The sequence below is a fragment of the Roseburia sp. AF15-21 genome, from assembly GCF_003479505.1.
GTDB classification, from domain to species: Bacteria; Bacillota; Clostridia; order Lachnospirales; family Lachnospiraceae; genus Roseburia_C; species Roseburia_C amylophila.
On sequence record NZ_QUHG01000002.1, the window covers coordinates 133,788 to 160,046 of the forward strand.

28 protein-coding genes, 1 other RNA gene and 1 pseudogene are annotated in these 26,259 nt (G+C 46.0%); 28 read left to right on the forward strand and 2 right to left on the reverse strand.

Going from position 1 to position 26,259, the window contains the following annotated elements:
* Window positions 1-20: 20 nt before the first annotated feature.
* The 7 genes from purF to ssrA all read left to right on the forward strand — a co-directional run bounded on the left by purF (window position 21) and on the right by ssrA (window position 8,042).
* On the forward strand, window positions 21-1,466 hold the full coding sequence (purF, locus tag DWW33_RS03580) for an amidophosphoribosyltransferase (RefSeq protein WP_117840787.1): 1,446 nt from the start codon (window positions 21-23) through the stop codon (window positions 1,464-1,466).
* A 180-nt stretch (window positions 1,467-1,646) separates the two neighbouring features.
* The gene (gene purB / locus DWW33_RS03585; protein WP_022242392.1) at window positions 1,647-3,080 is read left to right on the forward strand and encodes an adenylosuccinate lyase; all 1,434 of its coding nucleotides are present in this window, start codon (window positions 1,647-1,649) and stop codon (window positions 3,078-3,080) included.
* Between the two features lie 84 nt (window positions 3,081-3,164).
* Window positions 3,165-4,430: a phosphopyruvate hydratase gene (eno, locus tag DWW33_RS03590; RefSeq protein WP_118638856.1), complete on the forward strand. Its 1,266-nt coding sequence runs from the start codon at window positions 3,165-3,167 to the stop codon at window positions 4,428-4,430.
* Window positions 4,431-4,543: 113 nt separating this feature from the next.
* A complete protein-coding gene (gene secG, locus DWW33_RS03595) occupies window positions 4,544-4,783 on the forward strand; it encodes a preprotein translocase subunit SecG (RefSeq protein WP_117696942.1) in 240 nt (79 codons plus the stop codon).
* Window positions 4,784-4,982: 199 nt separating this feature from the next.
* Window positions 4,983-7,148, forward strand: a complete 2,166-nt coding sequence (rnr, locus tag DWW33_RS03600) for a ribonuclease R (RefSeq protein WP_118638857.1) — start codon at window positions 4,983-4,985, stop codon at window positions 7,146-7,148.
* Complete coding sequence (gene smpB, locus DWW33_RS03605; RefSeq protein WP_022242388.1) at window positions 7,129-7,596, forward strand: SsrA-binding protein SmpB; 468 nt, start codon at window positions 7,129-7,131, stop codon at window positions 7,594-7,596. The genes rnr and smpB overlap by 20 nt, the downstream gene beginning before the upstream one ends.
* Before the next feature lie 102 nt (window positions 7,597-7,698).
* Window positions 7,699-8,042: a transfer-messenger RNA gene (gene ssrA, locus DWW33_RS03610) on the forward strand.
* 293 nt (window positions 8,043-8,335) lie between these two features.
* Here ssrA and DWW33_RS03615 read toward each other — a convergent pair.
* Window positions 8,336-8,506: pseudogene (locus tag DWW33_RS03615) on the reverse strand (tyrosine-type recombinase/integrase); the annotation flags it as partial.
* Window positions 8,507-8,763: 257 nt separating this feature from the next.
* Between DWW33_RS03615 and DWW33_RS03620 the strand changes: the two are divergent.
* The 16 genes from DWW33_RS03620 to DWW33_RS03695 all read left to right on the forward strand — a co-directional run bounded on the left by DWW33_RS03620 (window position 8,764) and on the right by DWW33_RS03695 (window position 21,454).
* Complete coding sequence (locus tag DWW33_RS03620) at window positions 8,764-9,285, forward strand: DUF5720 family protein (protein WP_005361050.1); 522 nt, start codon at window positions 8,764-8,766, stop codon at window positions 9,283-9,285.
* A 29-nt stretch (window positions 9,286-9,314) separates the two neighbouring features.
* Window positions 9,315-10,187, forward strand: coding sequence for a DUF6017 domain-containing protein (locus DWW33_RS03625; protein WP_005361053.1), 873 nt, complete (start codon window positions 9,315-9,317; stop codon window positions 10,185-10,187).
* 77 nt (window positions 10,188-10,264) lie between these two features.
* Window positions 10,265-11,245, forward strand: a complete 981-nt coding sequence (locus DWW33_RS03630; RefSeq protein ID WP_067536870.1) for a DUF3991 domain-containing protein — start codon at window positions 10,265-10,267, stop codon at window positions 11,243-11,245.
* A gap of 13 nt (window positions 11,246-11,258) precedes the next feature.
* Window positions 11,259-11,483, forward strand: coding sequence for a hypothetical protein (locus DWW33_RS03635; RefSeq protein WP_005361058.1), 225 nt, complete (start codon window positions 11,259-11,261; stop codon window positions 11,481-11,483).
* 32 nt (window positions 11,484-11,515) lie between these two features.
* Window positions 11,516-11,797, forward strand: coding sequence for a helix-turn-helix domain-containing protein (locus tag DWW33_RS03640; RefSeq protein ID WP_005361060.1), 282 nt, complete (start codon window positions 11,516-11,518; stop codon window positions 11,795-11,797).
* A gap of 82 nt (window positions 11,798-11,879) precedes the next feature.
* Window positions 11,880-12,782: a hypothetical protein gene (locus DWW33_RS03645; RefSeq protein ID WP_040446567.1), complete on the forward strand. Its 903-nt coding sequence runs from the start codon at window positions 11,880-11,882 to the stop codon at window positions 12,780-12,782.
* A gap of 126 nt (window positions 12,783-12,908) precedes the next feature.
* On the forward strand, window positions 12,909-14,837 hold the full coding sequence (locus DWW33_RS03650; RefSeq protein ID WP_243088541.1) for an LPD1 domain-containing protein: 1,929 nt from the start codon (window positions 12,909-12,911) through the stop codon (window positions 14,835-14,837).
* 18 nt (window positions 14,838-14,855) lie between these two features.
* Window positions 14,856-15,686 carry a hypothetical protein gene (locus tag DWW33_RS03655; protein ID WP_118285559.1) on the forward strand — a complete coding sequence of 277 codons (831 nt, stop codon included), beginning with the start codon at window positions 14,856-14,858 and terminating at the stop codon, window positions 15,684-15,686.
* Entirely contained in the window at window positions 15,683-16,099 is a 417-nt protein-coding gene (locus tag DWW33_RS03660) for a DUF3846 domain-containing protein (protein ID WP_005361068.1), read from the forward strand. The genes DWW33_RS03655 and DWW33_RS03660 overlap by 4 nt, the downstream gene beginning before the upstream one ends.
* A gap of 17 nt (window positions 16,100-16,116) precedes the next feature.
* Window positions 16,117-16,932 (forward strand): hypothetical protein, encoded by an 816-nt coding sequence (locus DWW33_RS03665; RefSeq protein WP_005361071.1) that lies wholly within the window; start codon window positions 16,117-16,119, stop codon window positions 16,930-16,932.
* 45 nt (window positions 16,933-16,977) lie between these two features.
* Window positions 16,978-17,454: a PcfB family protein gene (locus tag DWW33_RS03670; protein ID WP_005361074.1), complete on the forward strand. Its 477-nt coding sequence runs from the start codon at window positions 16,978-16,980 to the stop codon at window positions 17,452-17,454.
* Window positions 17,451-19,295 carry a VirD4-like conjugal transfer protein, CD1115 family gene (locus tag DWW33_RS03675; RefSeq protein WP_005361076.1) on the forward strand — a complete coding sequence of 615 codons (1,845 nt, stop codon included), beginning with the start codon at window positions 17,451-17,453 and terminating at the stop codon, window positions 19,293-19,295. The genes DWW33_RS03670 and DWW33_RS03675 overlap by 4 nt, the downstream gene beginning before the upstream one ends.
* Before the next feature lie 244 nt (window positions 19,296-19,539).
* Window positions 19,540-19,698: a Maff2 family mobile element protein gene (locus tag DWW33_RS03680; protein WP_055156893.1), complete on the forward strand. Its 159-nt coding sequence runs from the start codon at window positions 19,540-19,542 to the stop codon at window positions 19,696-19,698.
* 154 nt (window positions 19,699-19,852) lie between these two features.
* A complete protein-coding gene (locus DWW33_RS03685) occupies window positions 19,853-20,125 on the forward strand; it encodes a helix-turn-helix domain-containing protein (protein ID WP_118638859.1) in 273 nt (90 codons plus the stop codon).
* A complete protein-coding gene (locus tag DWW33_RS03690) occupies window positions 20,085-20,462 on the forward strand; it encodes a TnpV protein (protein WP_005927690.1) in 378 nt (125 codons plus the stop codon). The genes DWW33_RS03685 and DWW33_RS03690 overlap by 41 nt, the downstream gene beginning before the upstream one ends.
* A gap of 29 nt (window positions 20,463-20,491) precedes the next feature.
* Window positions 20,492-21,454: a DUF3658 domain-containing protein gene (locus DWW33_RS03695; protein WP_005927687.1), complete on the forward strand. Its 963-nt coding sequence runs from the start codon at window positions 20,492-20,494 to the stop codon at window positions 21,452-21,454.
* Between the two features lie 61 nt (window positions 21,455-21,515).
* On the opposite strand, the gene DWW33_RS03700 is transcribed toward DWW33_RS03695, so the two are convergent.
* Complete coding sequence (locus tag DWW33_RS03700; RefSeq protein WP_005924756.1) at window positions 21,516-22,322, reverse strand: helix-turn-helix domain-containing protein; 807 nt, start codon at window positions 22,320-22,322, stop codon at window positions 21,516-21,518.
* Window positions 22,323-22,805: 483 nt separating this feature from the next.
* On the opposite strand from DWW33_RS03700, the gene DWW33_RS03710 reads away from it, so the two are divergent.
* The 5 genes from DWW33_RS03710 to mobQ all read left to right on the forward strand — a co-directional run bounded on the left by DWW33_RS03710 (window position 22,806) and on the right by mobQ (window position 26,246).
* The gene (locus tag DWW33_RS03710; protein WP_005927683.1) at window positions 22,806-22,994 is read left to right on the forward strand and encodes a hypothetical protein; all 189 of its coding nucleotides are present in this window, start codon (window positions 22,806-22,808) and stop codon (window positions 22,992-22,994) included.
* The gene (locus tag DWW33_RS03715; protein ID WP_005927681.1) at window positions 22,991-23,332 is read left to right on the forward strand and encodes a DeoR family transcriptional regulator; all 342 of its coding nucleotides are present in this window, start codon (window positions 22,991-22,993) and stop codon (window positions 23,330-23,332) included. The genes DWW33_RS03710 and DWW33_RS03715 overlap by 4 nt, the downstream gene beginning before the upstream one ends.
* Window positions 23,325-23,621 carry a DUF3847 domain-containing protein gene (locus DWW33_RS03720; protein WP_005927679.1) on the forward strand — a complete coding sequence of 99 codons (297 nt, stop codon included), beginning with the start codon at window positions 23,325-23,327 and terminating at the stop codon, window positions 23,619-23,621. The genes DWW33_RS03715 and DWW33_RS03720 overlap by 8 nt, the downstream gene beginning before the upstream one ends.
* 525 nt (window positions 23,622-24,146) lie before the next feature.
* Window positions 24,147-24,485: a helix-turn-helix domain-containing protein gene (locus tag DWW33_RS03725; protein ID WP_003509323.1), complete on the forward strand. Its 339-nt coding sequence runs from the start codon at window positions 24,147-24,149 to the stop codon at window positions 24,483-24,485.
* 186 nt (window positions 24,486-24,671) lie between these two features.
* A complete protein-coding gene (gene mobQ, locus DWW33_RS03730) occupies window positions 24,672-26,246 on the forward strand; it encodes a MobQ family relaxase (RefSeq protein WP_118638860.1) in 1,575 nt (524 codons plus the stop codon).
* The last annotated feature ends 13 nt before the right edge of the window (window positions 26,247-26,259 follow it).

The following is a 26,259-nucleotide window of genomic DNA, read 5'->3' on the forward strand; positions in this document are numbered from 1 at the left end:
AATATAGTCAGGAGAACCCTATGAATAACAATGAATTAAAGGAAAGCCCATGGGACGGACTGCATGAAGAATGTGGCGTCTTCGGCATGTATGATTTTGACGGAAATGATGTGGCTTCCAGTATTTATTATGGTCTGTTTGCATTACAGCACAGAGGACAGGAGAGCTGTGGTATTGCAGTAAGTGAGACAAACGGACCGAAGGGAAAAGTTACTTCCTATAAAGATATGGGACTGGTAAACGAAGTATTTACCGGAAAACAGTTAGAAGCAATGAAAGGTGATATCGGAGTTGGTCATGTCCGCTATTCCACTGCAGGTTCTTCCACCCGTGAGAATGCACAGCCGCTGGTATTAAATTATGTAAAAGGTACGCTGGCATTGGCACACAACGGAAACCTCATCAATGCGAAGGAGCTTCGCAAAGATTTGGAATATACCGGAGCAATTTTCCAGACCACCATTGATTCTGAGGTAATTGCTTACCACATTGCAAGAGAGCGTCTGAATTCCAAGACAGCCGAGGAAGCAGTACGCAGAGCCTGCCAGAAGTTAAAAGGAGCTTATGCTCTGGTTGTAGCCAGCCCTCGTAAGCTGATTGGCGCAAGAGACCCATATGGCTTCAAACCCCTTGTGATCGGAAAACGTGACAATGCTTATATCATTACTTCTGAGACCTGTGCCTTGGAGACCATTGATGCAGAGTATGTCAGAGACGTATTGCCGGGAGAAGTGGTAACAATTTCACCGGAAGGCGGCATTCAGTCTGATATGACTATGTGTCTTCCAAAAGAACAGGAAGCACGTTGTATTTTTGAATACATATATTTTGCGAGACCGGACAGCCATATTGACGGGGTCAGCGTTTATGCATCCCGTATCCAGGCAGGACGTTTCCTTGCAATGGATTCACCGGTAGATGCAGACCTGGTAGTAGGAGTACCGGAGTCCGGAAATGCAGCAGCTCAGGGTTATGCCCTGCAGTCCGGAATTCCATATGGAACTGCTTTTGTAAAAAATGGTTATGTGGGACGAACCTTCATCAAACCGAAGCAGAGCAGCAGAGAATCCAGCGTAAGAGTAAAATTAAATGTACTGGCAGAATCAGTCCGTGGCAAGCGTGTTATTATGATTGACGATTCCATCGTGCGTGGAACCACATCTGACCGTATTGTAAATATGTTAAAAGAAGCCGGTGCCACAGAAGTGCATGTAAGAATCAGTTCCCCTCCATTCTTATGGCCATGTTATTTTGGAACCGATATTCCGGAGAGGGAGCAGTTGATTGCCTATAACAGAACCATCGAAGATATCCGGAAAATAATAGGTGCAGATTCTTTGGGATACTTAAAAATAGAGCGTCTGGAACAGCTGGTAGGAGGACTTCCAATCTGTAAAGGATGCTTTACCGGAAAATATCCGATGGAGCCGCCAAAAGAGGATATCCGTGGCGAATATGAGCGATAAGCAGACTGACACAGCGGCTAATCCTTACAACCGTACCGGCTGTCATGCTTGCATGAACCAGCCGGTATGGTTGTAAGGATTGTACGGTGCACAAAGGTGCAACGGACAACGAGGAAGCGAAGCTTCCGAGTGGAGCTGAGTCTGCAATTATGAATATAAAAAATAAAAAGGAGCACACATATGAGTACCGATAGATATAACAGCCCATTATCAGAGCGTTATGCCAGCAAAGAAATGCAGTACATCTTTTCCCCGGATATGAAATTCCGTACCTGGAGAAGACTTTGGATTGCACTGGCAGAAACCGAGAAAGAACTTGGACTTGATATTACACAGGAACAGATTGATGAATTAAAGGCACATAAGGATGACATCAACTATGATGTGGCAAAGGCAAGAGAAAAAGAAGTCCGTCATGATGTTATGTCCCATGTATATGCTTACGGCGTACAGTGTCCGAAAGCAAAAGGAATCATCCATTTAGGAGCAACCTCCTGCTACGTTGGAGATAATACCGATATCATCATTATGTCAGAGGCATTAAAACTGGTTCGTAAGAAATTAGTAAATGTCATTGCAGAACTGGCAAAATTTGCAGATAAATATAAGAATCAGCCGACACTGGCATTTACTCATTTCCAGCCGGCACAGCCAACTACCGTTGGAAAACGTGCAACACTGTGGTGCCAGGAATTTATTATGGATTTGGAAGACTTAGATTATGTATTAGGCAGCCTGAAACTTTTAGGTTCCAAGGGAACCACAGGAACACAGGCAAGCTTTCAGGAGCTTTTTGACGGAGATCAGGAAACCATCGATAAGATTGATCCGATGATTGCACAGAAAATGGGCTTCAAGGAGTGCTATGCAGTATCCGGACAGACCTATTCCAGAAAAGTAGATACCAGAGTTGCCAACATTTTAGCAGGCATCGCAGCAAGTGCACATAAGATGTCCAATGACATCCGTCTTCTGCAGCACCTGAAAGAAGTGGAAGAACCGTTTGAGAAGAGCCAGATTGGTTCCTCTGCAATGGCATATAAGAGAAATCCAATGCGTAGTGAACGTATTGCATCCCTTTCCCGCTATGTCATGATTGATGCATTAAACCCGGCAATTACATCCGCAACCCAGTGGTTTGAGAGAACTCTTGATGACTCTGCAAACAAGCGTCTTTCCATTCCGGAAGGCTTCCTTGCAATCGACGGAATCTTAGACCTTTGCTTAAATGTAGTAGACGGACTTGTTGTATATGAAAAAGTTATTTACAAACACATGATGAGCGAGCTTCCATTTATGGCAACCGAAAATATTATGATGGATGCTGTAAAAGCTGGTGGTGACCGTCAGGAATTACATGAGAAGATTCGTGTACTTTCCATGGAAGCAGGCAAAAATGTAAAACAGGAGGGTAAAGAGAACAACCTTCTTGAGCTGATTGCAGCAGAACCTGCATTCCATACAACCTTAGAAGAGCTGAAGCAGAATATGGACCCTGCAAAATATGTAGGAAGAGCACCAATTCAGGTAGATGCCTTCTTAAAGAATGTGGTACAGCCGATTTTGGATGACAACAAAGAGATTCTTGGTATGACAGCCGAGATTAACGTATAATCAAATTATTTCGAAAGAATAAAAAATCTTCTTTTGGAGATACTGAACTATTAATTCAGAATATTTTCAAAAGGAGATTTTTTTATGGCTGTAAAAATGACGATTACACGAATTCATGCAAGAGAAATATTAGATTCCAGAGGAAATCCCACAATAGAAACAGAAGTAACTGTGGAGACAGAGACAACCGGAAAGAAGTCGACTGCCCGGGCGGCAGCACCTTCCGGAGCCAGCACCGGAGAATTTGAAGCCATTGAATTAAGAGACGGCGGCGAGCGTTATGGTGGAAATGGTGTGCAGCAGGCGGTGGAAAATGTAAACACAAGAATTGCAAAAGCACTGTTAGGCAGAAACGTATTGCGTCAGGAAAATTTGGATGCGCTGATGCTGGAACTGGATGGAACAGAAAATAAAGGAAAGCTTGGTGCCAATGCAATCTTAAGTGTGTCCTTAGCTTGCGCCAAAGCAGCAGCAAAAGCATTGCAGATGCCGCTTTACCGTTATGTGGGCGGTGTAAATGCAGTGACGATTCCGGTACCGATGATGAATATTTTAAATGGCGGTGCACATTCCGATAACAATCTGGATGTTCAGGAATTTATGATACTTCCAATTGGTGCTGACAGCATTACCGAAGGAATCCGCTGGTGTGCAGAAGTCTATCATCATTTGAAAAAATTATTAAAGAACCGTGGGTTGTCTGTGGCAGTGGGAGATGAAGGCGGTTTTGCCCCAAACATTGCAAATGAGGAAGAAGCCATCCAGCTTATCATGGAAGCCATTACCAAAGCAGGATACAGCTGTGGCAGAGGCAAACAGTTTATGATTTCTCTGGATGCGGCTGCCAGCGAATGGAAAGGTAATGCACCGGGAGAATATTATCTGCCAAAATCCGGCAAACGTTATACCACGGATGAACTGATTGTGCACTGGGAAAAGATGATTCGCCGTTTCCCGATTTATTCCATTGAAGACCCGTTGGACGAAGAGGATTGGGATGGCTGGAAACGTCTGACAGAAAAAGTGGGAGATAAAGTGATTCTGGTAGGCGATGATTTATTTGTCACGAATCCGGTGCGCCTGAATAAAGGAATTTCCATGGGATGCGGTAATGCGATTTTGATTAAGCCAAACCAGATTGGAACGCTCTCAGAAACTATGGAAGCCATCCGCATGGCAAAAGAACATGGTTATGAGACCATCATGTCCCATCGGAGCGGCGAGACCGAGGATACGACCATAGCGGATTTGTCAGTAGGGCTTGGCAGTGATCTGATTAAAACCGGAGCACCGTGCCGTGGCGAGCGGACGGCAAAATATAATCGTCTGATTCGGATCGAAGAATCGTAATAGATATCAGCAAAAATTTCAATACAAATGCGAAATAAGTGGTTGTAATTTGTCCTTGTGTATGATATACTGTCAAAGTTACGAGTATTATAAATCCACAGGAGGTGTCATTCGTGGCAGTTTTAAAAACGGTTTTAACAGTTGTATTTATTATTATATCTATCGCATTGACAGTAATTATTCTTCTTCAGGAAGGTAAGTCTGCAGGACTTGGAGCAATCAGCGGAGCAGCTGATACTTATTGGGGCAAGAATAAAGGTCGTTCTATGGAAGGAATGTTGGTAAAGGTAACCAGAGTACTGGTAATCTTATTCCTGTTAATTTCCATCGTACTGAATATTGGAAGTTTCTAAGAACCAAAGAGCTGTCGTGTGAACGACAGCTTTTTTTACTTTACAGGAATTGCTTTCCTGTAAAGTAAAAAAAGCTCCGCGAAGATGCACACTGCGGTGTATAAGGTAGATGCCGCAAGCGACCGCCGCAGGCACGAGAAAAGTGTAAAGCAGTTTCTTGAAGTTATGTGAGCAGCGAGAAAAAATAGGAAAGAAAAGAATGGATAGAGAAGCACTGGAAAAAAGAAAGAAAATTGTATATGAGTTTATCTGTGATGACTTATATGTCCCGATGAAAGCCAAAGAGATTGCAATGATTCTGCAGGTATCCAAAGAGCAGCGGGAAGAGTTGCATGCGGTTTTGGATGCTTTGCTGGAAGAAGGCAAGGTAGAGCTGACCCAGAAGGGCAAATATGTAAAGGCTTCCGGAAGATTCTTAACCGGTGTTTATACCGGAAACAGCAGAGGCTTTGGCTTTGTGACGGTAGAGGGTGAAGAGGAAGATATCTATATCCCGGAGGAGAATACCAACGGAGCCATGCATATGGACACTGTATCTGTTGCAGTAAATCCGCAGAAGACCGGAAAACGCCGGGAAGGCAGAATTATAAAAATTATATCCAGAGGTCTGCATCAGATTGTCGGAACTTATCAGAGCAGTAAGAACTTCGGATTTGTGGTGCCGGATAATCAGAAGCTGGCGCAGGATATTTTTATTCCAATCGAACGCTCCAAAGGAGCAGTAGATGGACACAAAGTTGTCGTTGAGATTACTGATTATGGTAAAAACGGTAAGAAACCGGAAGGAAAAATTGTTGAAATACTTGGTCATATCAATGACCCGGGAACAGATATTTTATCCATTGTAAGAGGCTTTGACCTGCCGACAGAATTTGCACCGAAGATTATGAAACAGGTGGAAAATGTAGCCAAAGAAGTCAGTGAGGCTGATATGGCAGGCAGGGAAGATTTGCGGGACTGGCAGATGGTGACAATCGACGGAGAAGACTCCAAAGATTTGGATGATGCGGTATCCCTTACTATGGATGGAGAAAATTATATTCTGGGTGTGCATATTGCAGATGTGTCCAACTATGTGCAGGAGCACAGTGCACTGGATGTGGAGGCATTGAACCGCGGAACCAGTGTATATCTCGTTGACCGCGTGATTCCTATGCTGCCCCATGCATTGTCCAATGGAATCTGTTCCCTGAATGCAGGAGAGAACCGGCTGGCATTGAGCTGCATCATGACCATTAACCCGAAGGGCAAGGTCATTGACCATAAAATTGTAGAGTCTGTGGTAAAAATTGACCGCAGAATGACTTATACAGCGGTAAAAGAAATTTTAGAAGACCATAACGAAGAAACAATTGCAGCATATCGAGAACTGGTTCCGATGTTTGAAAAAATGGGAGAGCTGGCAGCACTGCTTCGAGGAAATCGTATGAAACGCGGCTCGATTGATTTTGATTTCCCGGAAACGAAAATCCTTTTGGATAAAAATGGAAGACCATTGGAAATCAAGCCATACGACAGAAATACAGCTACAAAATTAATTGAAGATTTCATGCTGATTGCCAATGAGACGGTGGCGCAGGAATTTTTCTGGCAGGAGATACCATTTCTCTATCGTACCCATGAGACACCGGACGAAGAAAAAATCCGAAAACTTGCAACACTAATTGGAAATTTCGGATATACACTGCATATCAGCCAGGAGGAAATTCACCCGAAGGAATTGCAGAAGCTGTTAGGAAAAATCGAAGGAACACCGGAGGAAGCATTAATCAGCCGGCTGACCCTCCGTTCCATGAAACAGGCAAAATATACCACAGAAAACACCGGACATTTCGGACTGGCAGCAAGCTGTTATTGCCATTTTACTTCACCAATCCGTCGTTATCCGGATTTGCAGATACACCGCATTATCAAAGAAACCTTGCGGGGCAGGATGAATCATAAGCGGATGACACATTACGAAACGATTCTGCCGGAAGTAGCCAAACATTCCAGCGAGACAGAACGCCGGGCAGATGAGGCAGAGCGCGAGACGGAGAAACTGAAAAAAGCACAGTATATGGCAGAGCATATTGGAGAAGTTTATGAAGGCGTTATTTCCGGGGTGGCATCCTATGGAATGTATGTCGAGCTGCCAAATACGGTAGAGGGTCTTGTGCATGTAACCAGTCTTACCGATGATTACTATCAGTATTTTGAAGACACTTTTGAACTGGTTGGCGAAGTAACGAACCGCCATTATAAGCTGGGACAGAAAGTATATATCCGGGTAATCGGTGTGGATGAGATTGTAAGAACCATCGATTTTGAATTGACAGAGGCAACAGGAACAGGAGAAATGAAGAATGGGAAAAGAATCGATTAAGATGATTGCCAATAATAAGAAGGCAAGACATGATTATTTCTTGGAAGAACTTTATGAGGCAGGAATCAGCCTGCATGGAACAGAAGTAAAATCACTCCGTATGGGAAAATGCAGTATCAAGGAGTCTTTCATACACATTGAACATGGGGAAGTCATCATATATGGTATGCATATCAGCCCATATGAAAAGGGAAACATTTTTAACCGTGATCCGCTTCGCCCGAAGAAGCTTCTGATGCACAAAAACGAGATTCGTAAATTAGAGCAGAAGATTAAGGAAAAAGGTTATACCATTGTTCCGGTGGAAGTATATTTCAAGGGAAGTCTGGTAAAAGTCCAGATTGCGCTTGCAAAAGGTAAGAAGCTTTATGATAAGCGGAATGATATTGCAAAGAAAGATATGCGCCGTGAAGCAGAGCGGGATTTCAAAGTAAGAAATCTTGGTTAATAGGCGGATAAAAATTGTCAGTTAATGGCAATACAAACAGTGGTTCTATCTTTGCCTCTTGCAGGAATAGCGGAGGCAGGTTATAATAGAATAAATATATAAGGGCTAGTAAAGGTTTCGACAGGGATTATGAAGCTGGAGAAGCGAGCCGCAGGGTGATGCGTTAAATTCCAAACTTAAAATTAAACGCTAACGATAATAAATTAGCTTACGCTGCCTAATGGCAGCAGTCTGACCTAGAGCACTCACACTTTAGGAACCAGGCTTCGACTATGTGAGAAACGACACGGGCAAAGCTTTGAACCCGTGGGCGTATGATGAAGCTACTGAAACAGTTACGGTGTTCATACCGGAATTGCAGAGGGAATGTCAAATTATGAACTACGCTCGTAGAAGGACAGGGGATTGGTTTTTGGACACGGGTTCGACTCCCGTCTAGTCCACTAAAACTGAGTCGAACCCTGTATATGATATTTATCGTATACAGGAATATGTTTGGTTTGGTGCATTAAAGAAAATAAAAGTAACGGCATTGTATGGTTGCGAAAGTGATATACAGTGTCGTTATTTTTATGATATAATTCGGATATGAATTTGAAAAATCGGGATTTGTGGAGAGATTTCCTGAACTTTCCTTATTTTACAGGCTTTTCAGCCCATTAGATAGTGAAATGATATGTATTTTCCCTTATTTTTGCCCTTATGCGGAATCCGTAAGGGAAATAAGGGAAATTTTTGTTTAAGCGTTGCTCGCTACTTTATCAAGAAGTCTTGCGGAATCCCGTTTTGCTTTTCTTGTTGAGTGAGCGTAAATATTCATTGTGGTACTGACATCAGAATGTCCTAACAGTTCCTGTACATCTTTCGGAGCCGCCCCGTTGGAGAGCAGGTTGCTGGTATAGGTGTGCCGTTACGGTATAATAACGACAAACAGAAAAAGCCTTTATTTTCAAGGGGTTTGAGCGTTTGTCGTCTTTTATTCAATTCCTTTTCCAAGTTGAAAATTGACGAAAACTATAAAGAAAAAAGGAGGCTGTTTTATTAACGACAAAATTTAATAGTGCCAGCGGTCCGGCTTTATGTCTGACCGCTGGTTGCCGTGGGCGTTTCACTTTTATAGGTGGACGCCCTTTTTTCATACTCATTTTCGAGAGAAAGGAGATCCACATGGAATTAAACGAAATGGAAAAAAAGCTGCTCTTTCAAGTGGAGGGCGATTATCAGACAAAGATCCTGAATGAACTTTATATGACCGTGCGGTATTCAAATAATTCCGAACAGCGGGAGGCGGCAGAAGGTCTTATGGCAAAACTTCGTGTTCTGTCAAATGCAGAGTGCATGGACTTGGTAAAAGATATCCAGAAGAATTACCGTCTGCCCTATCCAGCCCGGACGATTGGAGAAAAGATCGCCGAGGCCAGACAACAATCAGGGGCAGAAAAATTGAAGGGGCATGACATCATGGCACTTGAACGCTTTGATCCAGAAGTAAAGCACATGATCGTCTTTGATGTATTGTCTTACGATTCCCCTGTTGGCGACAAAGGCGATAAGATGCGCTTGTTCCTTACAGATGCCGGCTATCAGAAATTTTTAGAGAGCCAGGAACGGGGCGAAGTGAAACTGAAAAACCATGCGAAGGTCTCTGACGGTCATCTCCATTATGACCGCAGGGATCATGCCTTGTAACGGAATAGTCGAAGAAAGGAGGCGGTACAATGGCAGTATTCCGTGTAGAGAAAACAAAGGACTTTACGATAATGAGCAATCACCATCTGCGCAATACGGAGTTGTCCTTAAAGGCAAAGGGGCTTTTATCACTTATGTTGTCGCTGCCGGAAGATTGGGATTATACCACAAAGGGACTCGCCCATATCTGCAAGGATGGTGTGGATTCTATCACTACTGCCCTGAAGGAACTGGAGCGGCATGGTTATCTCACCAGACAGCGCCTCCGCTATGATAACGGGCAGTTGGGAGACATTGAATATACGATCCATGAGCAGCCTGTAAGTACCGAAAACACAGGGCTTTCACCTAAACGGGAAAATCCAAGACAGGTAAAACCAGAACAGGCAAAACCTAAACAGGCGGAACCTGAACAGGAAAATCCGGCACAATTAAATACTAATCCATTAAAAACAAAAAAATCAAAAAAAGATAAATCAATAACTTATCCATCAATCTATCCGGCAGAGCCGGAAGCGGCAAACCGCACGGATGGGATGGATCGGATAGAGCTGATAGAAGCCTATCGTGAAATCATCAAAGAAAATATTGAATATGACTTACTGGTCTTACGGTATGGCAGGGAACGTTTGGATGAAGCCCTTGAACTTATGCTTGAAGTGATTTTGTCGAAACGCCCTTACATTCGCATTGCCGGAGATGATTTTCCGAGGGAAATCGTCAAGAGCCGGTTCCTGAAGATCAATTCCGGCCACTTAGAGTATGTCTTTGACTGTATCGACAAGAACACAACGAAGGTCGGAAACATCAAAGCGTATCTGCTGGCGGCGCTGTATAATGCCCCGGCTACAATGGACAGCTATTACCGTGCCGAGGTCAATCACGACCTGTACGGCTGTTAGGCACCTTTGGGTGTCTTTTTTCATTTCATCACAGGAAGGAGGCAAAGCACAATGAAAAGAAACACTGTGCCGGTACTATGCCCGGCGTAACCAAAGAACAGATTCAGGCAGCGCGGGAAGCTGACTTGTTTACTTACCTGCAATTCCATGAACCCGGCGTGCTGAAACAGGATGGACCTAATTTCCGGCATAAGGAGCATGACAGTCTGGTATATGTGACCGGGAAAAGGTACTGGTACTGGAACAGCCGCGGACGGAGTATCAATGCGCTGGACTACCTGATCCAGATTCGGGGATATGGTCTTGTGGATGCGGTTCATGCTCTGGTAGGTGGCGAAATCCCACAGGAACCGGCTTACCGAAGTACGGCAGAAATACAGGTATCAAAAGAGCCGGAAAAGAAAACATTCGCTCTCCCCTGGGCCAGACGTTGCGCGACCGCTGCGGTCTTCTATTTGCAGAAACGGGGGATCAGCTCAGAAGTCATTCGCCAGTGTTTACAAGCCGGGATTTTTTACGAAGCCCGGTATCATGGAGAACCGGTTTGTGTGTTTGTTGGGAAAGATGATTCCGGGAAAGCGAAGTTTGCCTGTATGCGCAGTATCAGCGGCAATCTCAAAAAGGATGTCTATGGCAGCGACAAAGGATATAACTTTTGTTATCCCCCGCAAAGTCCGGGCAGCCGGCATGTGGCAGTCTTTGAAGCTCCTATTGATGCGCTTTCCCATGCGACACTTCAAGAGCTGGAGGGATGGAAATGGAATGGTTATCGCTTGTCTTTGGGCGGTACTTCCCATGTGGCGCTGACTTCTTTCCTGGAACGCCACCCGGAGATACGGCGTGTTACCCTTTATATGGACCACGACCTTGCCGGATTTGTCAATGCCCGGAAAATCAAGACCATGCTTCACGAGGATAAACGTTTCCGTCATATCCGGGTAAGTGTCAACCCTCCCCGGATGGGAAAAGATTACAATGAGAAATTGCTGCTGGTTCGGGAACAACTGCAAACCAGCCAGCACCAACGCCGCCCAAAAGAGGCGGCTGTTTCAATTTAGGGAGGATTTCAACATGAATGGATCTCAACATATCTGCTTTACAGACAGCGCCGGAAAAGCGCTGTTTTCCATTCCCGACAATGGTTTACTCTGCCTGTTCTATGGAAACGGGGACAGGCACTTTGCTGTTTGTCATCGTCTGGATGACACCCATGCAGAAATTGACGGGGTAAATTATTCGATGCCGGACTTTGCCAAAAGGATGAAACACAACCAGATCAGCTTTGCCCCGGCATAAGGCTGGAAAACAAATAACAGGAGGATTTGAAAATGAAAAAAATTGAAAATACCGCTTTGCAGATGATTGCCGAGGCTTCCCGGTGTCCAGACTACGGCCCCGATATGGTTAAATCGCTGATGAAAAAGCTGGACATGAACGAAAAGGGCTTTGCGCTTTTGATGAATGTTGCCCCATCCACAGTGCGTCTTTGGACCAGCGGAGCTGCACAGCCTTGCGGCACAGCAAAACGCCTCATGCAGATTTATGAAACCGGTCCGGAGATTGTCGGCAAGATTGCCGGCGGGCAGCTACCGGCAGATGGGAGGGATTGATTAAATGGCGGGGACAGATAGCCAGCCGTTTGCGGAAAATGAGCAGGTCAAAGAGCTGCTTCACATGAAAGGAGGAATTTGATTGAATCAGGAACCACTACCGCAGATTCATTTGATCCGCGATACAGACTTATCCGTCTTTGCGTATGAACTCCATATTTTTGCCGGAGATTTTCTTAGAGAATGCGAATTCAATATGCGTTCTCTGGCAACAAATACCGGGGCTGATTCCATTGCCATCATGGGGAAAAATCACATGTGGCTTTCCGACGCCTTATTTGCTTATTGTTCTACGGCGGATCTTCATCAAATGATCTTAACAACGGAGTTCATCGGAGCGAGGGCTTTCCTGTTTCATACGGATCGGAGCGAGGGCGGTCACTTGTACGGAGATGTCCTGATGATGGATTTAGACACGCTGCGGCAGGATATAAAAAGAAATATCCTCTATCCCTGCGGCGTCAATATCGAACGCAAAGATGGTTCAGCGGCTACGGTCAGCCTGAAAGAATGGACTGAAATGGAGCTTTACGAAAAAGATGCTCTGAAAAGTTGGGGGTTTTCTTATGCCCCGAATCAAGTTACGGAATGGCAGTACCACTATTCCACGATGTTCAGACAGTGGATGGATCAGGCATTTCGTTATATGCCCCAGGATTTAGAAGAACGCCTGAATATGCAATATATGGAGGCAGCCCAGAACCCGGATATGGATAAGTACCGCATACCACAGGGAACGGCAAAGCAGATGCTTCTTTATGACGAAGCCCCTGTGTATCGCCTTCTTCCATCCGGTTCGGAGAAAATTGCGCCCATCGCGGCAATCTCTACGGGCCTGTGGTATGAAAATTACCGGGAGTTTGCCATTGCACCGGAGGATTTAGGCGCTCTGGACAAACTGATCCGCAGGGAAACTGACCGGCTCACAGGAAACCTCCCACAACTTCACAAAAACGAAGAACGTCGCCCTGCCCCGGAGCGATAAGAATTTTACACTGACTGGAGGTGATGAAGATTGGCAGGAGTGCATGAAGATTTCGGTGAAAAGATCGGCGGTGCGAAAAAAGACCTGTGGAAAGACCGCGGGCTGTATGCGGATGATCTGGAAGCCATGAATGAGCGCGAAGCCGAAAAATTTGTGAAAAAGGATAATGTCTGGAAAAAGCCGGACTATGCAGCCATGCTGGAGGAAGGGATTCCTCTTGGCGTGGTCTATTTTATCAAAAAAGTAAGGGACGGCTTAAACGCCTCTCCTCAGTATTACCGCACGGATGACACCCCGGAAAAACGGACTGCGAGGCAAAAGGAGTATATAAAAACAGTCCGGGAATTGCAGACAGTGCTTTCAGATGTCCGTACTGTGGAGGATGCCATGAGAGCCTATGACCGCTTTTTCGTTGACAATGGATATTTAGAAAAGGTACAGGGCTGGGTAAGCGGAATCCATTACCGGGCAACGAAAAAGGGTCAGGACAATCCCGTGATTACAAACAAATTATCCAATACTATGCTGATCCGCTCGGCTGAATATTTTGAGCGCAACTTTACTCAGAAAGCAAAAAAGGAACAGTTTTGTGTTTCCAAAGAGCAGAAAATACCGAAAGGTTATGCGATCCACTTCAACGACGGGAAACATACCTATTCTAAAAATGAGGACTGGAAACCCGGTACCTACTATGTGACAAAAGGCTATTCGATCCTGCGGACCAATTTTGAGACCAAAGAAGCTGCCCTGAAATGGGTGCAGGAACTTGCCAAAGGCAGGAACAAAAATGGGAAGATCCGGTTTGTCCCTCCCCAGCTCGCCCATGTCAAACGTACCGGCCCGGATTATCGGAATGGCGTGGAGATCACCGGACAGCATTATCTTGATACATTTGGATTCCGCGGCGGCGAGTTTGGAAACTGGATGAACCAGAACGACCGTCAGACCTCCCTTAACATGGGATTTGAAGCACTAAAGGATCTGGCGTCAGCCCTTAAGATCAGCGATAAAGATATTGCTTATCAGGGAACGCTTGCTATCGCTTTTGGTGCAAGAGGCAGCGGCAATGCTGCGGCTCATTATGAACCTTTGCGTACAGTCATCAATCTTACGAAAATGCACGGGGCCGGTTCGCTGGCACATGAATGGTGGCATGGACTTGACGATTATCTTGGTACAAAGATGGGCGCAAAAGGGATGCTGTCAGAACAGCCCCGCCTCTATGCGCCGTTCCAAAAACTCATTGACACCATGAAGTATAAACCGGAAACACCGGAACAGGCAGCAAAGCGCACGGAAGCACAAACAGAACGCACCCGGAAAAATGCGGCAAGCTGGCTGGATTCCTCGGTTCTTGCCTCTCTGAAACGGTATGGCAATGAGGAACAGATGGAAACCTACGCAGTCTTGCGGGAAGCATTTTTGTCCGGCGAACCCGGCTCTGTGGGACAGATCAGCGCATTTAAGAAGAATGTTACCGGCCGGGTAATTCCCAAAAGTGAACGGGAACGGCTGGAAATTTTTGAGCGTATGCTTTCCAGGATGCAGGCGCAGGAAGCTCCGCAGATTGGACGGACGGAAACTGATTTTTACCGTAATTCGGTACGCATGGGAAAAGAATGTGAAAAAGACGGCGGTTATTGGGACAGCAATGTGGAAATGACAGCCAGAGCCTTTGCCTGTTATATCAAGGACAAACTGCCCTACACATCGGATTATCTGGCAGGCCATGCCGACTGTGCCCTTACCCTGGTTTCCGGTAAAGACGGAGAAATGGAGGTATTGAAAGCCTTTCCTGTGGGGGAAGAACGCCGTGCGATCAACGCTGTTTTTGACGAGATCATTCAGGATTTGAAACGGGAACAGCTATTGACCCATGCCGATGTAACGCTTCCTCTCTCTGTTTCTGAACTTCGTGAGGCAGCGGACGGTCAGCTATCCATGTTCGGCGTCGGCCGTCCTTCCGTGATGGATCAGCTTGCGGCAAACAGACCGGCAGATAAAAAATCACCGGCACAGACGATTTTCAGAAAAAACCATGAGCCGGAAATATAGCAGGAGGTGAACAGCATTTTGGAAGAAAACAGGGATTACCATGCCTACCGGTATGGCGACCACTTGACGCCGGGATCAGAGCTTAAAATTGAACACAGCGTAGTTTGTGAAAATGTGGATATTTCTACTCTGATCACAATGGGAACCGATAGCCTGGAAGCCATGCGCCAGGGAAGTATTGACGGGGAGCAGAAAGCCTATGAAATCGTGGTGGCTGCTGCAAAACAGTGGGAACAGCAGGCAGCGGCAACACAGACGATCAACCGGGCTTTGGAATATCTTCGTACACCGGAGATCGAACATACCGGCAACCAGTGGAAAGACACCGATAACTGGAGGGCGGATCAGAAAATCAGCAACCGGGTCTATCAGATGACCTGCAGTATTTGGGAAGATACGAAATATGACAGAGAAACCAAACAGAGTGTTCCGATTGCCTGGTATGTGACATGGGAAGTCCGTATTCATTCCCCGAAGCAGGGATATGGAGCAAAGATTGCCGGACAAAACCAGAAACGATATACAGATAAGAACGCAGCCATAAAATACCTGGACGGGCGAAAGAAAGCCTATTCCCATTTATTCACGGAAATTTCCCCGCCGATCCCGAAAGAATATGAGCACCATTTTATGGTTCACGGTACTCTTTTACCTGGCTATACGGTTGAAGGACTGGAACAGGCCAAAACGGAACATGCCGCCACCGAGGTTTCGGAGGGCGGTATTTTTACACCCGAAAACCAGGAGAAGCCTTCCGTCCTGGGGAAGCTCTCTGTGGCAAAAACTCAGGAAAAAACGCCAACCACTCCCGGTACGGCAATGAAAAAGAAGGAGGATATACAATTATGAAAGTGTTAATGGTAGAGCCGGGCAAGTCCCCTTATGCTGCGGAGATCGAAAGTGGTCTGAAATCCTTGCAGGCGGCAGTGGGCGGAGATATTCAGGCGGTCTATCCGTATGAGGACCCGGTGGCTCTGATCTGCAATGAAGAAGGCAAGCTGATGGGGCTGCCTTTGAACCGAGCTCTCTTTGACGATGACGGCCACATCTATGATATTGTGTCCGGGAATTTTCTGATCGTTGGTCTTGGCGAGGAAAATTTTACAGACCTTTCCCCGGATCTGATGGAGAAATATGGGGAGCAATTCAAGTACCCTGAAAAATTTGCAAGGCTTGCCGGCGAGATCATTGCAGTCAAGCAGCCTGCAACCAATGAGCACCGGGAAAAACCGATGATGCACCATTCCGGCCCGGATTTGTAGAAAGAAAGGAGCCAATTATGTTAATGGCAGTAAATGAACCTTATGCCCTTATGGTGCAGCCGGACGATATTCTGATCTCTCCCCGTGAGGTAGATGAACATTTTGGGACGATGGTATGCTTTCATCCCCGCTATGCGCTGGGCGACCATCACAACCATATGGACAAAGATGACTTCCTGCGGGAAATGTATTTAGATACCGTAGGACATGATGAAGCCGGCATGAAACGCTATGAACGGATGGTAAACATTGTAAGCAGCCGTTTCCGGCATGGACCAAAGACAGAGGAACGGGCGATCGATGAAGCAATGCAGAAAGTAATTTCGGAAAAGTATCTGATGCTCCCCCTCTATCTCTACGACCACTCAGGTCTTGCCATGAGTACAGAAAGTTTCTCAGGCAGGGCTCCTCATGCAGAATGGGACAGCGGACAGGTCGGCTGGATCTATGTTTCCAAAGAAGATGCCCTAAAGGAATTTGACGCTGACAAGATGACCGGCGCCATCCGGCAGAAAGCGGACGCACTGATGCGCAGCGAAGTCGCCGCTTATGATTCCTATCTGCGTGGCGAATGTTATGGGTTTGAGCTTTATAAAAACGGGGAGCTGTCGGATAGCTGCTGGGGCTTTATGGGTAACTTTTCCGATGTGTTGAAAGATATGGCGGCATACCTCCCGGATGAGTGCAAAGGGATGGTCGATCATCTGGAGGAACAGGAACGCCCGGCTACGATCATCAAGACGCTTTTGAAACATGCTAAAATTCAGGTCGATCAGGCAGCAAAAGCCTTTGAACACGCTTCCCGACAGCAGGTTCTTGGGGAAAGCCGGTAAAAAGTTATTTCCATATTATAAATACCGATTTTATCAGAAAGGAGGATGCTCTTGCAGGAAGAACTCGAACAACGAACGGTTTCTGTTTCTATACAGGCAGCAAAACTGTCAGGGCGGGTACTGCGTGCGGCTATTGCTGCGGTACTCCAAAAGATGGAACAGGAACGCACAATGCCAAAAGTCGGGCGCAACAGCATGAAGCGGCTGACTTATAAAGACCCCGGAGCCAATACCATTGAAGTTTCAGGGCGAATCCGCTCTTTTGAACGGTATGCCAGAAAACATCAGGTACGCTACCATATAGAAAAGGAACTTGGGACCGATCCCCCAAAATGGACGGTATATTTCAAGGCAAACCAGGCGGATGCACTGACGGCAGCTTTTAAGGAATATACAAAGAAAGACCTTACACGCAGCACCAGACCGTCGCTGCTTATACAGCTTCATAAGTTCAAAGAACTGGCACAGTCGCTTGGCCGTGACCGTGTAAAGAACAAAGAACACGGAGGACCGGAACGATGAAGATTGATGCAGAAACATTGAAAAAACAGGTCATTCTCCATCTGCCTTATGTTCTGTTCCTTCTGGTATTTGCCAAGCTGGGCGAAGCGGTGCGGCTGGCTCCCGGAGCAGACGCTTCCCAAAAGCTGTTAGGACTGTCCGAAGGCTTTGCCCTTGCGTTTCAGAGTATGTGGCCGGGGGCGGCAATGGACTGGCTGATCGGTTTCTGCGGTGCAGCCATTATGCGGCTGGCAGTCTATCTTAGAGGGAAAGACGCTAAGAAATACCGCAAAAATGTGGAATATGGTTCTGCAAGATGGGGAAATAAAGCCGATATTGCCCCGTTTATGGACCCAAATCCGGAAAACAATATCATTCTTACCCAAAGTGAAGGACTGATGTTAAACGGAAGGCCCAAAAATCCGGCCAATGCAAGAAATAAAAATGTACTGGTAGTCGGAGGATCAGGTTCGGGAAAAACGCGCTTTTTCATCAAGCCCAATCTGATGCAAATGCACAGTTCCTACGTCGTCACCGATCCGAAAGGTACAGTCCTTGTGGAATGCGGAAAGATGTTGCAGCGAGGCACACCAAAGCTGGACAAGGACGGAAAGCCTGTGCGTAATGAAAAAGGAAAGATCATCTATGAGTCCTATAAAATACGGGTATTCAATACGATCAATTTCCAGAAAAGTATGCACTTTAACCCGTTCGCCTACATTCATTCCGAGAAAGATATTCTGAAGATCGTCACTACCCTAATCGCCAATACCAAAGGCGAAGGAAAAGCCGGAGACGATTTCTGGGTCAAGGCAGAAACCCTGCTCTATACGGCACTGATCGGATATATCTATTATGAGGCTCCGGCAAACGAACAGAATTTTGCCACACTGGTAGAAATGCTGAACGCAATGGAAGTCCGTGAGGATGATGAGTCGTTCAAAAATGCCGTTGACCTTCTCTTTGACGCGCTGGAACAGAAAGACCCGGATCATTTTGCCCTGCGTCAATATAAGAAATATAAGCTCGCTGCCGGAAAAACAGCCAAGTCGATCCTTATTTCCTGTGCTTCCAGACTGGCTCCTTTTGACATTAAAGAAGTCAGGGAAATTACCATGTATGACGAACTGGATCTGGATATGCTGGGAGATGAACGGACTGCTCTTTTCCTTATTATGAGTGATACGGACGGGACCTTTGCATTTTTGATCAGTCTGATCTATTCCATTTTGTTTAACCGCTTGTGTGAGCGGGCGGATGATGTATATGGTGGAAGGCTTCCCATCCATGTGCGCTGCCTGATCGACGAGGCGGCAAATATCGGGCAGATCCCGAACCTGGAGCGTCTTATGGCGACCATCCGAAGCCGTGAGATCTCTGCCTGCCTGGTGCTGCAGGCGCAAAGCCAGCTCAAAGCCCTGTATAAAGACAACATGGACACCATCATCGGTAACTGTGACGCCTCCCTTTTCTTAGGAGGCAAAGAAGAAACCACCTTAAAAAGCTGGAACTCCCTATTGGGGAAAGAGACCATCGACCTGTATAACACCAGTGTCACAAAGGGCAATCAGGAATCCCACGGACAAAATTTTCAAAAGCTGGGAAAGGATCTGATGTCGGTGGATGAACTGGCAGTCATGGACGGGGGTAAATGTCTGTTGCAGATCAGGGGTGTGCGGCCGTTCCTCTCCCGGAAATACGATATAACCAAACACCCAAATTACAAACTGCTTTCCGATTTTAATGAGAAGAACGCTTTTAATATCGAAAAGTTTCTTTCTACCCGGATGCCGATGCGTCCCGGTGAACGATACCGCAATTATGAAGTCACAGCCGAAGATCTGGCTTCCCAGACTTTATAAAGTTGTTCCTGCCTGTCAAAGCATGACGCCCTGGCAGGCTTTGTTTTTGTCACGATGAAAGGAGGATTTTTTGAGGATTCGTGATTCTCCCTGAAAAGTAAATAACCGCAGGATTTTTCCTGCCCCATGCCGCCGTGCTGTTTGAAACAGATTTTTTCTAAAAACAGTGCGGCGGCTTTTTTTGTTTCCGGCCTGATACGGCCATATCACAAATTAAAATTTCTGAAATTAAAGGAGGAACATTATGGCATTTTTTGCAAGCGCGATTGATACTTTGAAGATCCTTGTGATCGCCCTGGGCGCAGGTCTGGGCGCATGGGGTGTTGTAAACCTTCTCGAAGGTTACGGAAATGATAACCCAGGTGCAAAATCCCAGGGGATCAAGCAGTTCATGGCTAATTAAAGGGAACAAAAAGAAAGGAAAAACCAATCCAGACGGTATCAGCGGCAGGCTACAAGAATAAATTGTGATTTCACAAGATTGATGCTATAATAAGAGAAAAGTTCCTGCCGGGGCAGCCGCCCCGGTGGTATGGATAGGAAGGCGGGAAAGCAATATGCACATCAGCTATAAACCACTCTGGCATGCACTGTTAGAGCGTGATATGAGAAAAGAAGATTTAAGGCTTGCTGCTGGTATGACAACGAATATGATTGCCAACATGAGCAAAGAGGGAAAGCACATCAGCATGGATACATTAGCCCGTATCTGCGAAACGCTGAATTGTGAGATTACCGATGTGATTGAGTTAGTATCAGACGAGCCTGCTTCCACAGGAGGTAAGGAGCATGAGCGAATTGAAACCAAGAATAACGGAAAACGGAATTGATTATATCCTTGTCGGAGATTATTACATCCCGGACTTGAAACTGCCGGAGGAACACCGCCCTATCGGAAAGTACGGACGGATGCACCGGGAATATTTAAGGGAAGTCCACCCAGCCAGATTGAATACATTGATACTGACCGGGGAATTGTGGACATATCTTGCAGACCTGAACGAACAGGCACAGGAACGGTTAGACACCATCATGGAGCAGATGAAAACTGCCGAGGGCGTAACCGAGGAATTGAAGCGTACCCACCAAATGGAATGGGTGCAGCGTTGCAATAACATTCATAACCGGGCAGAAGAAATTGTTTTGCATGAGATGATTTATTCATAACGGGAGCAATTAAATCGGAGGTATATAAGATGATTGAAATTGTATTTGGTGAAAGTGCCTGTGGAAGTTTGAAAATTGCCCAAACTTACGGCAAGGGAAAGTATAGAGGAAGTGCTGTTTCAATATTTATGAGGCATGAAGACGGGAGTGTTCCATCTTCAGATGAAATGAAAAAAGCACAGCTTCAAGCACAGGAACAAGAACGCATTGCTTGGGAGAATGCTATTCCATTGGGAGGCAAGAGCTGTGATGTTTATTGTTTTGATATGGCTCTTAGTGTGGGAGATATTTCTGATAATGGAATTGGCGAACAGCGGAAAAATGTTTTCAAGAAAATGCTGTCTGTCTGCTTTGTAGAGGATTTAGATTATCAGGTTGAAGAAAAAATACAGAAAATTAAAACTACATTGACCTCAGTGATTGAACGATATGTAGCTGGGGAAGAAATTCGCATTTGGTATAGCTATAATCCAGATGAGCTTTGTGGTATGTATTGGCTTATGAAACAACTTCAACCCTTAAACTGCCAGACAACAATTTATTTGGTTAAGTTACCTACATGGGAATATGGAAAAGAAAATACTATGACATCCAAAATAGCATGGGGCGAGGTCTCTCCTGGCGAATGGGGAAACTATATAACTCTACAAGAGAAAGCTAATCCTGTATTTCTTTCAGCTTGTGCTATGAAATGGAATCAACTTCAAAATGAAAATGCACCTTTGCGTGCAATGTTAAATGGTAAATTGCAAAGCGTTTCAGAAGATATATATGATAGTTTCATTCTTCGTGAAATTGCGGAACAGCCAGAGCAATTCAAAATGGCTATTGTCATAGGTAATGTTTTAGGAAAATATCAACTTGGAATTAGTGATGTATGGATTTCCAATCGCATTGATAAAATGCTTGAAGATGGTGTGTTGGAAATTATACAGGACGCACCAAAGGGAGAAACAAATTATCGCCGAATATTAAGAAAACGAATGAAGTAATAACCACAGCACAAACCGCTGCTACATGGAATCCAACAAACCATGCAACAGCGGTTTTCCTTTACCGTTTTTTCCTCTGGTTGATAGGCGTTCCCGTTTTCTTTGATTTTTGGAGAATCCGAATAAGCCAGCGAAATTCTTCATCTGACAGATTTTTATAGTTGATACCGAGCTGCTTGCAGTAAAGCACTGCCAGTTTTTCCAAACGGCTGCCCTTGAAATTTTCGACCGCTTCCAGATTTTCTTTCAGTTCATTGGCAACAGTGGTCTGGGGCGCACTCTCACTATCCTTTTTATGGGTTTCCCGAATATCCCGGATAATCAGGTTTAGGTCATCCAGAACCATGTGGCTGAAATATTCATCATCACTGATATGGGCGGCTTGCAGCACTTTCAAATGTGGGTCATCTTCGCCAGGGCGATACCGTTCTATGATTTCATGTCGGACAGTATCGACAAGGGTGTTGAGGTTTTGAATCTGCATGGTGGCAATCCCATCCACATAAATCTCAATGTCCGCAAGAAACTTGATAAAGTCCTTATGGGTGGCAAGTTCGCAGAGCAGACGGTTGTTGATCCGACCGCTTTTCAGAAGTGCAACCATTTCATCGTTCAAATGCAGCTCCGTCAGTGGCGTGTTGATCTGCTCCCTGTTCTCTGTCCGGCACAGCAGATAATCGACGGAAACCCCATAGAAGTCTGCCAGCGTGATAAGGTTGCCATGATTGATTTCCTTAAAATCTTCTTTTTCATAACTGCCAAGGGCTGATTTAGAAATACCCGTTAGTTTTGATAGTTCTTCCAGATTTAAGCCTTTGTCCTTGCGGAGTTCCCAAAGGCGTTCCTGTATGCTTGTTGCTCCTTTCATGGGCACACGCTCCTTTCCAACGGTTTCATTGCTGCCGCTTATCTGGATTATATCACACTTTCCGTAATCGTGGAAATTTCTGATTTTTACCCTTAATTCCTACTTTGTGGACATACGGCACAGGGCACAAAAATGTTCTATGATACAGGTAGTTCATCGATGGATTATTCCAATCGAATGACCAGCCTGTGTGGGATATGCTTCCCCGGCGATGTAGCGCCATGAATTTTGGCAGGGATATGGAGGAACCCTGACCAAAACGAGCGTACCAAAGGGAGCGATACGCCGCTGTGAGATTCAGGGGAGGAACGACACCGGGGAGAACTGGCGAACTGACACCGAAATGATACCGAAACACAACAATCTGATAGGGGGACAGTCTACCCTATCGCTGATACTTCGGGAGATTTTAAGCGGCTCTATGGCTGTAATTTTACCGAAAATCGCCCCGAAACCATACACTAAAACGGGAGGAAGCGCAATATGCCGAGAATGAGCAAAAAGAGGAAGTATGAGCTTTCCTTTTACCTCAATGACCGGGGGCGTGTCACTTACAACGAATTATGCCGGAAATGCCAGCATGGGTGCAAGCAGAGCTTCCGGGCGGTTGTGATTGACTGCCCCTGTTATTTATCCAAACGAGCAAAGAAAAAGGAGGAACACACAGAATGAATTTTGAATTTATGACGATAGACACACCATTGCCGCCCTGTATGCCTTTTCCCAGAGCGTTGACAGGATTTCCAGTCAGCAGCACCGCAAAGGTCATGTACTGCCGGATGCTGGACGCTATGCTCTCCAAAGGGCAGGAGGACGAGAACGGAATCCTCTTTGTCTGCTTCCCTGTCACAGCCATTGCCGCAGTCCTGTCCCGCAGCTCCATGACGGTCAAGCGTTCTCTGAATGAACTGGAAACTGCCGGACTTATCATGCGGGTGCGTCAGGGCATTGGAGAACCAAACCGGATTTATGTGCTGATACCGGGAAAGGAGGACGCTGCCCTTGCCTGATACCTCAAAGCTGGAAAAACTCAATCGGGAGTTGGAAAAAAGCGAAAAGAAACTGCGGAAAGCCATCAATGATGAAAAGGCATTGCAGCACCAGTTGAAACAGCTTACCCGAAAGGAACGGACGCACCGGCTCTGTACCCGTGGCGGTATGCTGGAAAGTTTTCTGCAAGAGCCGGAACGCCTGACAGATGATGATGTCATGCTGTTGTTGAAACTCATTTTTCACAGACAGGACACGCAGGAACTATTGAAAAAACTGCTGGAACGGGAGATGCCGGAACCCCCTTAGTTTACTAAGGGCGCAATTATACACCACCCAAAGGTTGGTGCATTGCGTTCTCCGAAGGCTCCTCGCCGGAGGGCTGTGATTTTCCGCAGTCATGGTCTGCTCCAAATCATACAGGGGACGCTACGCTTCCCCTGCGCTGGCTGTCGCCAGCTACCCTTTTGTGGACTTGCCGCCCGGAAACACCTTGCGCTGCAAGCTGTTCCCGTCCAGCAAGTTTTATCAGTCGAGCTATCCTTATCTACGGTAATTTAGTATAATAAGGTCAAAAAACAGAACGCTATCATTGTGTAACCGATATGCAACTGATAATTGCTTGATAGTTGGTGGTAGCAACACGGTAATTCAGATAGAATAAAGCCAACAAAGAAAGGAGGTCATCCAAATGTTAGTAAACATCATTATGATTGTAGTCGGAATAGTTTTCTCATGTATCTTTGTCGGCTTGCTTATCCTTGTTATTCGTGCATTGCTTAAATATATCCGTACAGAGAAATGAAGCCAACAGCAACATTAGGAGGTGGTCAAATGAAAGTAACCGTATTTATGATAATCGTTGGAATAATTTTCTTATGTATCTTTGTTGGTTTGCTTACCCTTATTGTTCGTGCATTACTCAAATATATCCATTCAAAAGATGTACGGCAGGAAAAATCCGTAGTGAGGAAATCGTTGGGTGAAGCACTCAAAGTACACAGAACACAGTGCAAAATGACGCAGGAATTTGTTGCTGAAACGATTGGTGTTAGCAGGCAGGCTGTTTCAAAATGGGAAAATGGAACATCCGACCCTTCCACATCAAATCTTTTTGCACTTGCAAAACTTTACGGTATTTCTGTTGAAGAATTACTAAAAGAAGTTGAATAATCTTCATGCAGATATTTTATTTCATCATCGGGCCACCCTGACCCGAACTTTCAAAACTGAATACCAGCCGCCCACCGGCGGCACCACCGAGCAGGAAATCTGAAAAGGTCTCCTGCTTTTTTTCTGCCCCAAATGAGGTGGTAAAACGCCACCCCATCCACCAATTACCGAAAGGAGGGACACGAAATGCCCTGTCCACACAACGAAATCTCGATTGTGCAGCGAAGCCAACAGCAGTCTGCGGTTGCCGCCGCTGCCTACCAGAGCGGCGAAAAGCTGTTCTGTGGATACGATCAGGAAGTGAAGCACTACCCGGAAAAGCGTGGTATCGTCCACAATGAAATCTTGCTTCCGGCAAATGCCCCACGGTCGTATGCAGACCGCAATACTTTATGGAACGCCGCCGAAGCGGTGGAGAAGCAATGGAATTCCCAGCTTGCAAGGCGGTGGGTGCTTACCATCCCCAGAGAGATACCGCCCGACCAGTACGCCGCCCTTGTCCGGGATTTCTGCAATCAGCAGTTTGTTTCCAAAGGAATGTGCGTGGATTTTGCCATCCATGACAAAGGGGACGGAAACCCTCACGCTCATGTCATGCTGACTATGCGGGCAATGGATGAACATGGGAAATGGCTTCCCAAGAGCCGCAAGGTTTATGACCTTGACGAGAACGGGGAACGGATAAAACTTCCGTCCGGCAGATGGAAAAGTCACAAGGAAGATACGGTTGACTGGAACGACCGCAAGTATTGTGAAATCTGGCGGCATGAATGGGAGATCATCCAGAACCGCTATCTGGAAGCCAACAACCGCCCGGAGCGGGTGGATCTCCGTTCTTATGAAAGACAGGGGCTTGATATTATCCCTACCGTCCATGAGGGTGCTGCTGTCCGGCAGATGGAAAAGCGAGGGATTCAGACCAACATCGGAAATCTGAACCGGGAAATCAAAGCCGCCAACAGCCTGATGAAGTCTATCCGGCAGCTTATTAAAAATCTCAAAGGCTGGATTATCGAGCTTAGTGAAAAACGAAAAGAACTGCTTGCGGAAAAAGCTGCGGAGGAAGCGGTATTTCTTCCCAATCTGTTGATGAAGTACATGGAGGTACGAAAGGCAGAACGGAGCGACTGGACACGGGCGGGACAAAACCGTGGAACTTCCAAAGACTTAAAGGCAGTCAGCGAAGCCCTGTCCTATCTTCAGAGAAAGGGACTTTCCACCGTGGAGGATTTGGAAAACTTTATAGAAACGTCCGGGAAATCTGCCGCCGACTACCGAAAGCAGATGAAGCCAAAGGAAACCCGCAGCAACGTGATTGACGCTATCCTTGCCGCCCGGACGGACTGTAAGGAATGTAAGCCCGTTTATGAGAAATACCAGAAGATATTTTTCAAGAAAACTAAGGAAAAATTCAAGCTGGAACACCCGGAGGTTGCCCGGTTTGAGAAAGCCAGTGCCTACCTTGCCAAGCACCCGGATGATAAGGACAGCACGAAAAAGGAGCTTTTGCAGGAACAGGCGAAGCTTGTGGGCGAAATCGCAGACTTGAAAGTACCGTTGACCGAGGTGCAGGAAGATTTGAAGAAGCTGCGGGACATCCGCTACTGGGTACGGAAAGCTACACCCGGCACAGAAGAAAGCAAAGAGCCGCCCAAGAAGCAGCCTATCAAGGAAGTCTTGCAGGATAAGGCTGACGAGAAAAAAGCACAAAGAACTGTCCCGGCACAGACGAAACACAAACAACAGGATATGGAACTTTAACAGGCACTTGCCA